Below are 10,053 nucleotides of genomic sequence, written 5' to 3' on the forward strand. Positions count from 1 at the left end.
GTTACTTCACTCGCATCCCCGGCTGTGCGCCTTCATGGGGTTCTAGAATAAACAAATCTTTACCACCAGGACCTGCAGCTAACACCATGGCTTCAGAATCACCAAACTTCATCGTGCGCGGCGCAAGGTTCGCCACCATCACGGTCAGTTTACCGACTAAGTCTTCAGGTGCATAAGCCGACTTAATACCGGCAAATACTTGCTTAGTTTCACCGCCTAAGTCTAATTCAAGTCGGAGTAACTTATTGGCTTTCTCGATATGTTCCGCTTTGCTGATCCGCGCAATACGTAAATCGATTTTAGCGAAATCATCAAAGCTAATTTCTGGGCTAATAGGATCGAGTTCTAATTGATTAACCGCTTGCTTAGGCGCGTCTGTTTTAGGCGCGTCGGTATTGGTTGCTTGCAAGTTTTCTTTAGACTCATCGATGATAGCTTCAATGCTCTTAGGTTCAATACGCTGCATTAAAGGTTTAAATGGCGCGATTTCATGACCCGCTAGATCTTGGCCTAAATTATCCCATGTTAAGGTTAACTGTAAAAAGTCTTCAACATTTCCGGCCAGTTTAGGCAATACAGGCTTAAGGTAGGTAACCAAAATTCTGAACAGGTTTAATGCATTGCTGCATACCTGATGGGCTTCTTCTTGTTTATCTTCTAGCTTGACTAATTGCCAAGGCGCCGCATCAGCAACGTAGGCATTAGCCATATCGGCCAAGGCCATGATTTCGCGCATCGCTTTACCAAATTCACGGTTTTCATAGCATTGAGCAATGGTTTCGCTTTTGGCTAAAAATATGTCGCTTAAGCTGCTGTCTGCAACCTTGGCTAATTTGCCTTCAAAACGTTTACCGATAAAACCGGCCGTGCGTGAGGCTAGGTTAACCAATTTGCCGACTAAATCTGAGTTAACTCGCTGGGCAAAGTCTTCTAAATTCAAATCCAAATCATCAATACGGCTAGTTAATTTAGCGGCGTAGTAATAACGCAGGTATTCAGGATCTAAATTGTCTAAATAGGTACGCGCTTTAATAAACGTGCCTTTTGATTTAGACATTTTTGAACCGTTGACCGTGACGTAACCGTGAGCATAAACACTGGTGGGTTTACGGAACCCAGCACCTTCTAACATTGCAGGCCAGAATAAACTGTGGAAATAAACAATGTCTTTACCGATAAAGTGATACACCTCGGCGCTTGAGTCTAGGCTCCAAAAATCGTCAAAATTTACATCATCACGCTTGTTACATAAGTTTTTAAACGAACTCATGTAACCAATGGGAGCGTCTAACCAGACATAGAAAAATTTACCGGGTGCGTCTGGGATTTCAAAACCAAAGTAGGGCGCATCACGTGAAATATCCCATTGCTTTAGGCCTTGCTCAAACCATTCGTTAAGTTTATTCGCCATTTCTTGTTGCAATGAACCCGAATGGATCCATTCTTTTAGCATGCCTTCAAATGCAGGCAGGTCAAAAAAGAAATGTTCGCTGTCTTTCATAATGGGCGTTGCACCCGACACGGCTGATTTTGGATTGATCAAATCAGTGGTGTTATATGTCGCACCGCAGTTTTCACAGTTATCACCGTATTGATCTTCAGACTTACATTTAGGGCAGGTGCCTTTGACAAAACGGTCTGGTAAGAACATTAACTTTTCAGGGTCAAATAATTGTGAAATAGTTTTGGTTTTGATGTAACCGCTGTCGCGTAATTTTAGATAAATCTCACTGGCTAGGGCACGATTTTCGTCACTGTGAGTCGTGTGGAAATTATCAAATTGAATGTTGAAATCGGCGAAATCTTGTTGATGCTCTTTTTGAACTTGAGCAATCATTTCTTCTGGTGTAATCCCCATTTGCTGTGATTTCAGCATAATAGGTGTGCCATGAGCATCGTCGGCACAAATGTAATAGCATTCATGACCACGTAATTTTTGAAAACGTGACCAAATATCCGTTTGGATATATTCAAGCATGTGGCCTAGATGGATTGGGCCATTGGCATAAGGGAGGGCACTTGTGACCAGTATTTTACGCTGCGATTTTGTCATTTTGTCTCGATATCAAATTACACCAATAATATTGCCTGATACTAACTGATTAGCAGACTTTTTTCAGCAAAACATGACGTAAAAAAGCTTATTAGTCGCTATTTTTTTACCAAGTTCTGATACACTTGTACAAATTTCTCGTTCGGAGTCGCCGTTTTGGTCAATACGCATACAAATTATCAATTAAGTGATGAATTATTGTCACCAGTGTTGGATATTTTAGAAGCATTTGAAGATCCTTATTTACACAAAGGCTTAGTCAGTGCAGGGTGTGTGACAGCATTGTCTATAGAAGGAAAACGCCTACAATTGGGCTTAGTTTATCCTTACCCGTGTATGACACAATACCGCGACATCGTGATGGCTGTGACTAATAAATTAGCTGTACTTGATGCGATTGATGAAGTGGAATGTGAAATCGATTTTCAGCCGCGGGTATATTCAGCACTCCCTGCTATTCCTCCGCTTCCTAATGTAAAGCAAGTGATTGCGGTAGCTTCTGGTAAAGGCGGTGTGGGTAAATCAACCACCGCAGTTAATCTCGCATTAGCCTTAAAAGCTGAAGGCGCCGAAGTGGGCATTTTAGATGCCGATATTTATGGCCCGTCTATCCCACTGATGTTGGGTATCCCTAATTTTCGTCCAGAATCGCCAGATGGCATACATATGACCCCGGCGTTGGTGCATGGCATTTCTGCTCAATCAATCGGTTTTATGCTTAGTGGTGATGAAGCTGCAGTATGGCGTGGTCCAATGGCGGCAGGGGCGCTAGCGCAACTGTTAAATGAAACACAATGGCCTGAACTGGATTATTTAATCATCGATATGCCGCCTGGAACCGGTGACATTCAATTAACGCTATCGCAAAAAGTGCCAGTGAGCGGTGCTGTCATTGTGACGACGCCACAAGATATTGCTTTAGCGGATGCCAAAAAAGGCATTACCATGTTTAATAAAGTTAATATTCCTGTATTGGGAATTGTTGAAAACATGAGTTTTCATCTTTGCCCTGAATGTGGTCATAAAGAACACCCCTTTGGCACTCATGGTGGCAGTCAAATAGCTGAGCGTTATAACGTGCCACTATTGGGCTCACTGCCATTACACATCAATATTCGTGAAGCCATGGATAATGGTACACCGAGTGTGATGAGCGAACCAGAAAGTGAAGTGTCTGGGATATATCGCGAAATTGCTCGTAAGCTTGGAGCTGAATTAGCGCTTCAACAAGTACAATCAGTCGTAAACATTAGCATATCAGAAGACGAATAAGGTAAGAGATGAATTCTCAGCAGTGTGTCATTATTGCGATTGCCGGTGCGTCGGCTTCAGGTAAAAGTTTAATTGCTAAAACAATTTTTGAAGAATTGTGCCGTGATTTAGGAACCAATCAGATTGGTGTGATCAACGAAGATGCCTATTATCATGACCAAAGTCATTTGACGATGGAAGATCGTGTCAAAACCAATTACGATCACCCCAAAGCGTTAGATCATCAGTTGTTAGCGACTCACTTAACTCAGCTAAAACAGGGTGAAGCAGTAAGTATTCCTTGTTATAGCTATACTGAGCATACTCGTACCAGCGAGACGCTCACCATGCAGCCTAAAAGAGTGATTATCGTAGAAGGCATTCTATTATTAACCGCTCCTAAATTACGTGAGTTAATCGATGCCAGTGTGTTTATGGATACGCCATTGGACATTTGTTTTTTACGTCGGTTAACCCGTGATGTTGCTGAACGTGGTAGAACAATGGAAACGGTTATTTCACAGTACAAACGCACTGTGCGGCCAATGTTTTTGCAATTCATTGAGCCGTCAAAGCAATATGCCGATATTATCGTTCCACGGGGTGGTAAAAATCGTATCGCAACTGATATTTTAAAAGCTAGAATTCAGCATTTATTGGCTAAATAGCCTTATCTAGGAGAGAGTGCAGTATGCGTTTAACCGATATTGAAATTGAGCAATGTTTAGATAATGGCACCATTAGCATCGATCCGCGTCCTGGTGTGGAAGCGATTTCGGGGGTGAGTGTGGATGTGCGTTTAGGCAGCCAATTTCGGGTATTTAAAGACCATACCGCACCTTATATTGATTTAAGTGGCCCAAGTGCAGAAATGCAAATAGCACTTGATCGGGTTATGAGCGACAAAATTGAAATTGCCGAGAATGAGGCCTTTTTCCTTCATCCTGGTCAATTAGCCTTAGCGGTAACCTATGAAAGTGTAACATTACCAGCAGATATTGTGGGTTGGTTAGATGGTCGCTCTTCACTTGCGCGCTTAGGCTTGATGGTGCATGCGACTGCGCATCGTATTGATCCCGGTTGGCAAGGCAAAATAGTCTTAGAATTCTTTAACAGTGGTAAATTACCGTTGGCGCTTCGTCCTGGGATGACGATAGGAGCGCTCAATTTTGAACGCTTAAGTTCAGCGGTTGCTCGCCCTTATAACACACGTAAGAGTGCCAAATATAAAGATCAGCAAGAAGCCGTAGCCAGCCGGATCAGCCAGGATACATAATGGCGCTGGTTTGGGTTAATCACGTTGAAGACGGCACGATCAATCCATTTGATCGTGGTGTAGCTTATGGCGATGGTGTGTTTGCGTCTATGCGTACCGCGTCGGCTGATATGCCTGCAGGAATTTTATTTCTTGACGAGCACTTGTCTCGTTTGCAACAAAGCTGTGAGCGTTTAGGTATTGAGTGGTGTGTCAGCGACTTACTCATCCAACAGCTGACCCAACTCGCTCAGCAATATCCTCAACATTGCATCAAGTTAATATTGACGCGCGGAGTGGGTGGACGTGGCTATCAAGCACCTTTGAGAGCCAATGTGACTGAAGTCGTGTCAGTTCATGCCATTCCTGATCATTACCATCATTGGCAGCAAAGCGGTATTACGCTAGCATCATCACCCATTCATCTTGGCAGGCAACCACTTTTAGCGGGAATGAAACACCTTAACCGATTGGAACAGGTGCTCATAAAGTCTCAACCTCTACCTAGCACACACCAAGATTGGTTAGTGTTTGACTGTGATTGTAATGTGATAGAGTCATCTGTTGCCAATATTTTTATCGTCAAAAATGATCAGATATTTACCCCAGCAATAACCCATGCAGGCGTAAGCGGAGTGATGCGAGAAATACTGATTGATACTTTGCTTTGCCATGGAATAGCAGTCATGGCAACGCAACTTAAGCTTAGTGATATTCAAGCCGCTGACAATGTATTGATAACGAACAGTTTATTTGGCGTTATTGATGTATCTGCCATTGACGATTTTCAATTTAGCCCTTGGACGCAGACATCGCGATTCAGGCACGTTCTGAGTGTGAATTTATCATCATGATTAAAACGTTAAAAATTTTTATATTAGCGAGTGTTATCCCTTTCTTTGTCGTGTTTTGCCTCGGTGGATATTGGCTCATATCCGGCTTAATTACTTATCAAAAGCAGCCATTACAGTTAACCGAAATTCAAACATTGACGGTAGAACCGGGTACCACTGTGATTAAGCTTGCGCAACAGCTTGAGCAACAATCATTGATTATTGATAGCTGGAAAGTCAAATACCTGGTTAAACTTGAACCTAAACTCGCCAATATTAAGACGGGATTATACCAAATGATCCCCGGCGATACGTTGGAAGCGTTATTAAGACGCTTATATTTAGGCCAACAAGTGGTTTTCAGCCTAACGCTAATCGAAGGTAAAACCATTGCTGAGTGGCAACAAACACTGGCCACCACTGAGCATTTAGCACAAGAGACCGATGCCTTTAATCAAGTCTTATTGAACCATGGTGATACTTCTGGTTTGCCCGAGGGTAAATTTTATCCCGAAACATTCCATTATCATGCTGATGATAGTTTACAGACAATTTTAAATCGCAGTTACACCATGATGCAGGAAAGCTTAGCGCAAGCATGGGAAGGGCGTGATCCTGATTTAGCCTTATCATCGCCGTATGAATTGCTGATTATTGCTTCTATTATTGAAAAAGAAACTGGCAACCCTGAAGAGCGCGATTGGGTGTCTGCAGTATTTAATAATCGACTTAAAAAAGGCATGCGCCTACAAACTGATCCCACGGTGATTTATGGTATGGGTGAACGTTATAAAGGCAATATCACTCGTAAAGATTTACGTGAAACTACCGCATTTAACACTTATAAAATTGATGGGTTGCCGCCAACGCCTATTGCGGCCCCTAGTCGGGCATCATTATTTGCAGCAGCAAGTCCAGCTAAAGTAAATTACTTGTATTTTGTGTCACGCAATGATGGCAGTCATGTGTTTTCATCAACGCTGAGAGCGCATAATAACGCCGTAAACGAATTTCAGAGAAACAGAAAATGAGTCAATACCAAGGCAAGTTTATTGTCATTGAAGGATTAGAAGGGGCAGGTAAATCTAGCGCAATAGCCCTAGTCAACGATATTATTAGCCAGCATATTGGTCAGGCCCCTGTGTGCACTCGTGAGCCGGGTGGCACTCCACTGGCAGAAAAAATGCGCGATTTAGTCAAAATTGTCGATGAAACCGATCCACTGTGTGACGAAGCGGAATGTTTGCTCATTTATGCTGCCAGAACGCAGCTAATTGCCAATGTGATCAAACCGGCTTTGTCTGCAGGCGAATGGGTGCTCGGTGACCGACACAATCTCTCTTCATTAGCTTATCAAGGTGGTGGACGAGGTTTGATGCCCTTAGTAAAAGCGGTGAGTGATGCGTGTTTACGTGGTTTTAAACCTGATCTCACTCTATATTTAGACATTGACCCTACACTTGGATTAAGCCGTGCAGCGAGTCGTGGCAAGCTTGATAGAATTGAACAACAAGCTATTGATTTTTTTGAGCGAGCAAGGCGAACTTATTTACAACTAGCCCATGACGATGACAGCATAGTAGTGATTGATGCCAGTCAATCAATGGAGCGGGTTCATGATGATATTCGTTTACAATTACAGCACTATTTGCCGGCGCTTATGGCTGAACAGTGATTAATATCGATAAGGATAATGTGGCGACATGAGTGATTATCACATTGACCAATTACCTTGGTTAGCCGAGTCGCATCAACGTTTTGTTGATCAGCATTACCGTGGTAGAAGCAGTCATGCTCATTTGTTCAAAATAGATAAAGCTTTAGGGGGCGATAAGCTCGCTAAGGCTTGTGCGCAAACAGTACTTTGCCAACAACTCACGCCCGTTGGCGCTTGTGGCCAATGTAAAAGTTGTTTGCTACTGGCTGCAGGTAACCATCCTGATTTATATGTTATAGAGCCTGATGGCACTCAAATTAAAGTCGATCAAATTCGTCAGTTATGCCAAGCGTTAACCCAAACGGCCCAGCAAGGTGGTGCGCGCGTCGCGATAATTGTCAATGCCGAGCGATTAAATTTAGCAGCAGCCAATGCACTACTGAAAACCCTTGAAGAACCCGGCGATGATGTTGTGCTCATTCTCCAAACGAATACATCAGCCCAGCTATTAGCGACCATTACGAGTCGTTGCCAAACGCTCAATTTTGTTGAACCCACTAAGCATGAGATCCACCAGTGGCTAGCTGCACAGCAGTTGTTACCCGCTGCCAATGCTGAGGGAAAAACCCATGATGTTACATGGTGTCTTAGTGTCGTTGGTGGACCTCTGGCGCTGGCAAACAGTTTAACCAGTCAGCATTATCAACAACTGCTGACATTTCGCCAAGATTGGGCTCAAAGTTTGAAAACGGGTCATCTAAGCAATAGTCTATTGAAGGTGTCTGAGCAACAGATTGTTGATGCACTTAATGTTTTGTATTTGTACTTACGCCAATATGTGTTAAAAAGTAGTAGCGTAAAAAATGATCCTGCGGGTTCTCAGTCGTTAAATCCGCTTGTTCAAGCCAAACTGATTGAGCTAGCCGGAAGAGTGATGAATATGTGTCACAAGCTTGAGACTATGCCGAGTGTCAACACTCAAGCCCTGTGTCAGCAATATGTACTCGCATTTAGGCAGCTAACCAATTAAAGACGTTTTGTTACACTGACTTTTATCCTATTTATGGAAATAAAATAATTATTTATGGTCGATCTTGTTGTTAACTACGATACATTACACAAACTTTATCGTGCTTACATGCCTTTTATTAAGCCTGCAGGTTTATTCATTGCGACTACAGAAAGTCATTTCTTAGGCCAAGAGCTTACTATTGCGTATCGATTACCTAATGCAACCCAAATAAACGAATTTAAAGGCTCTGTGGTATGGATTAATCCATTAGGCGCATCAGGCGGACGACCTGCGGGTATTGGGGTTAAAATTAAAACAGATGTTGAAAGTCATAAACATCATATTGAAAAATTATTATCGAGCGAACTTGCCTCTGGTGATTTGACCTGCACTATGTAGCTAGGTATTCTTGCGTATTAGTTTTATTTGCGAAAGAATTCCCATGCTAATTGATTCCCATTGTCACCTTGATCGCTTAAAAGCGGCCCCCGACTCAGCCAGTTTACAATCCATTATGGACAATGCCAAAGCCCAAGGCGTTGACTATCTATTGTGCGTCAACGTCCGTCAGCAAGGCTTTGAAGCCATGCGAGACAAAATGTCTGCCTTTGATAATGTATTTTTATCTTCTGGCGTACATCCTCTAGATGTGCAAGAAGGCTTGAATATTGAAGACATTAAACGTTTTGCAGAAGATCCTAGAGTGGTTGCCATTGGTGAGACTGGTTTGGATTATTTCTATGCAAATGACACAAAAACGTTGCAGCAACAGTGTTTCGAACAACAAATTGCCCTAGCCGTAGAGGTGGGTAAGCCGTTAATTGTCCATACACGTGATGCCCGTGAAGATACCATTAATATGCTAAAAGCAGGCCACGCCGACAAAGTAGGTGGCGTGCTACATTGCTTCACTGAAAACTGGGAAATGGCTAAAGCGGCGATTGATTTGGGCTTTTATATTTCTGTTTCAGGTATTGTGACCTTTAAAAATGCTGGTGAGCTTCGCAGTGTTATTCGCCAAGTGCCTAAAGACAGATTACTGGTAGAAACCGATTCACCTTATTTAGCGCCAGTGCCACATCGTGGCCGAGAGAATCAACCGGCTTATGTTCGTGATGTGGCAGAGTTTGTTGCACAATTACGCGGTGAAAAGTTTGATGAATTAGCTCAGTACACCACAGATAACTTTTTTAACTTATTTAAAGATGCCGCTAAGTTAATCGGACGCTAATTCGAGTCGTTCACTCATTAACTCATTCACTGGTTACTCGATGAGTATTCTGCGCTTTGTGAGCAATAACCTCATTATAGGCATCGTTTTTGTTGCATCCGCTCCGAGGTCGGCAATGGCGCTTGCGTTGCTCTACCTCCAGCATCTGACCTCCATGGCAGGAGACAATGGTCTATTTTGTTTGCAACAAAATAGACCATGCAGTCGTACTTCAACACGACCTAAGCCGTTAGATAGGGTTGAAACTTGCCTTTAATGAGCCATTCAAGTATGTCATATCTTAGTCGCTTGATCTTTGTTAAGGGAAGATCATTATTTCAACAACTTGTTTGAACTTAATAGCTTAAGCGCCCCAATGACATCGCGTCATTCATCATATGGGTATAAAAACACATAACGATACTGATGTATTTTTGTTTATTGATGTGATCTATTGATTAAAAAATAGATAAAAAAATGGCCCAAAACTATCCAGTTGTTTTGGGCCTAGGGAAAGGGCTCGATTAAGAGCCTTGCGCTACTGCTGAGGCATCATAAGAGTGCTTAAGATGCCAAAGACTGAATAAATCATTAATTAACTATAGTCAGACTTATTGAGTTTTGCATAAAAATTAATCAACAATGTTGGTTTTGGTCTGTTTTTTATCGCAAGATTTTGATTGTAAATGCTTTATTAACCCTAGCTGATGTGATGGTCTCCTCCCAATACGGCATCGATGTGCCATGATTGAAGTTGTTACACACAATCAAAATGGGAGGAG

Annotated in this window: 10 protein-coding genes; 9 read left to right on the plus strand and 1 reads right to left on the minus strand. The window is 42.5% G+C overall.

What is annotated here, in order from left to right:
* Position 1: 1 nt before the first annotated feature.
* Positions 2-2,053, minus strand: a complete 2,052-nt coding sequence (gene metG / locus AAEY93_RS01115) for a methionine--tRNA ligase (RefSeq protein ID WP_124013914.1) — start codon at positions 2,051-2,053, stop codon at positions 2-4.
* A 156-nt stretch (positions 2,054-2,209) separates the two neighbouring features.
* On the opposite strand from metG, the gene apbC reads away from it, so the two are divergent.
* The 9 genes from apbC to AAEY93_RS01160 are packed head-to-tail and all read left to right on the plus strand — an operon-like array spanning position 2,210 to position 9,292.
* Positions 2,210-3,325 carry an iron-sulfur cluster carrier protein ApbC gene (apbC, locus tag AAEY93_RS01120; RefSeq protein ID WP_124013915.1) on the plus strand — a complete coding sequence of 372 codons (1,116 nt, stop codon included), beginning with the start codon at positions 2,210-2,212 and terminating at the stop codon, positions 3,323-3,325.
* Between the two features lie 8 nt (positions 3,326-3,333).
* Positions 3,334-3,972: a uridine kinase gene (udk, locus tag AAEY93_RS01125; protein WP_101030991.1), complete on the plus strand. Its 639-nt coding sequence runs from the start codon at positions 3,334-3,336 to the stop codon at positions 3,970-3,972.
* Positions 3,973-3,995: 23 nt separating this feature from the next.
* Entirely contained in the window at positions 3,996-4,580 is a 585-nt protein-coding gene (dcd, locus tag AAEY93_RS01130; RefSeq protein ID WP_124013916.1) for a dCTP deaminase, read from the plus strand.
* A 5-nt stretch (positions 4,581-4,585) separates the two neighbouring features.
* A complete protein-coding gene (gene pabC / locus AAEY93_RS01135) occupies positions 4,586-5,413 on the plus strand; it encodes an aminodeoxychorismate lyase (RefSeq protein ID WP_372491480.1) in 828 nt (275 codons plus the stop codon).
* On the plus strand, positions 5,410-6,423 hold the full coding sequence (gene mltG / locus AAEY93_RS01140; RefSeq protein ID WP_124013918.1) for an endolytic transglycosylase MltG: 1,014 nt from the start codon (positions 5,410-5,412) through the stop codon (positions 6,421-6,423). The genes pabC and mltG overlap by 4 nt, the downstream gene beginning before the upstream one ends.
* Entirely contained in the window at positions 6,420-7,067 is a 648-nt protein-coding gene (gene tmk / locus AAEY93_RS01145; protein WP_124013919.1) for a dTMP kinase, read from the plus strand. Before mltG ends, tmk begins: the two co-directional genes overlap by 4 nt.
* Before the next feature lie 28 nt (positions 7,068-7,095).
* Positions 7,096-8,079 carry a DNA polymerase III subunit delta' gene (gene holB / locus AAEY93_RS01150; protein WP_124013920.1) on the plus strand — a complete coding sequence of 328 codons (984 nt, stop codon included), beginning with the start codon at positions 7,096-7,098 and terminating at the stop codon, positions 8,077-8,079.
* A gap of 54 nt (positions 8,080-8,133) precedes the next feature.
* Positions 8,134-8,460, plus strand: coding sequence for a PilZ domain-containing protein (locus AAEY93_RS01155; protein WP_101031003.1), 327 nt, complete (start codon positions 8,134-8,136; stop codon positions 8,458-8,460).
* Between the two features lie 43 nt (positions 8,461-8,503).
* Positions 8,504-9,292, plus strand: coding sequence for a TatD family hydrolase (locus AAEY93_RS01160; protein WP_101031005.1), 789 nt, complete (start codon positions 8,504-8,506; stop codon positions 9,290-9,292).
* The last annotated feature ends 761 nt before the right edge of the window (positions 9,293-10,053 follow it).

This window comes from Shewanella sp. CAL98-MNA-CIBAN-0140, from assembly GCF_040309905.1.
Lineage (GTDB): Bacteria > Pseudomonadota > Gammaproteobacteria > Enterobacterales > Shewanellaceae > Shewanella > Shewanella psychromarinicola.

What these genes read in the sequence shown, in the direction of transcription:
- mltG (WP_124013918.1), top strand. Translation starts at nt 5,410, where the DNA reads ATGATTAAAACGTTAAAAATTTTTATATTAGCGAGTGTTATCCCTTTC.
- AAEY93_RS01160 (WP_101031005.1), top strand. Translation starts at nt 8,504, where the DNA reads ATGCTAATTGATTCCCATTGTCACCTTGATCGCTTAAAAGCGGCCCCC.
- tmk (WP_124013919.1), top strand. Translation starts at nt 6,420, where the DNA reads ATGAGTCAATACCAAGGCAAGTTTATTGTCATTGAAGGATTAGAAGGG.
- AAEY93_RS01155 (WP_101031003.1), top strand. Translation starts at nt 8,134, where the DNA reads ATGGTCGATCTTGTTGTTAACTACGATACATTACACAAACTTTATCGT.
- holB (WP_124013920.1), top strand. Translation starts at nt 7,096, where the DNA reads ATGAGTGATTATCACATTGACCAATTACCTTGGTTAGCCGAGTCGCAT.
- metG (WP_124013914.1), bottom strand. Translation starts at nt 2,053, where the DNA reads ATGACAAAATCGCAGCGTAAAATACTGGTCACAAGTGCCCTCCCTTAT.
- udk (WP_101030991.1), top strand. Translation starts at nt 3,334, where the DNA reads ATGAATTCTCAGCAGTGTGTCATTATTGCGATTGCCGGTGCGTCGGCT.
- dcd (WP_124013916.1), top strand. Translation starts at nt 3,996, where the DNA reads ATGCGTTTAACCGATATTGAAATTGAGCAATGTTTAGATAATGGCACC.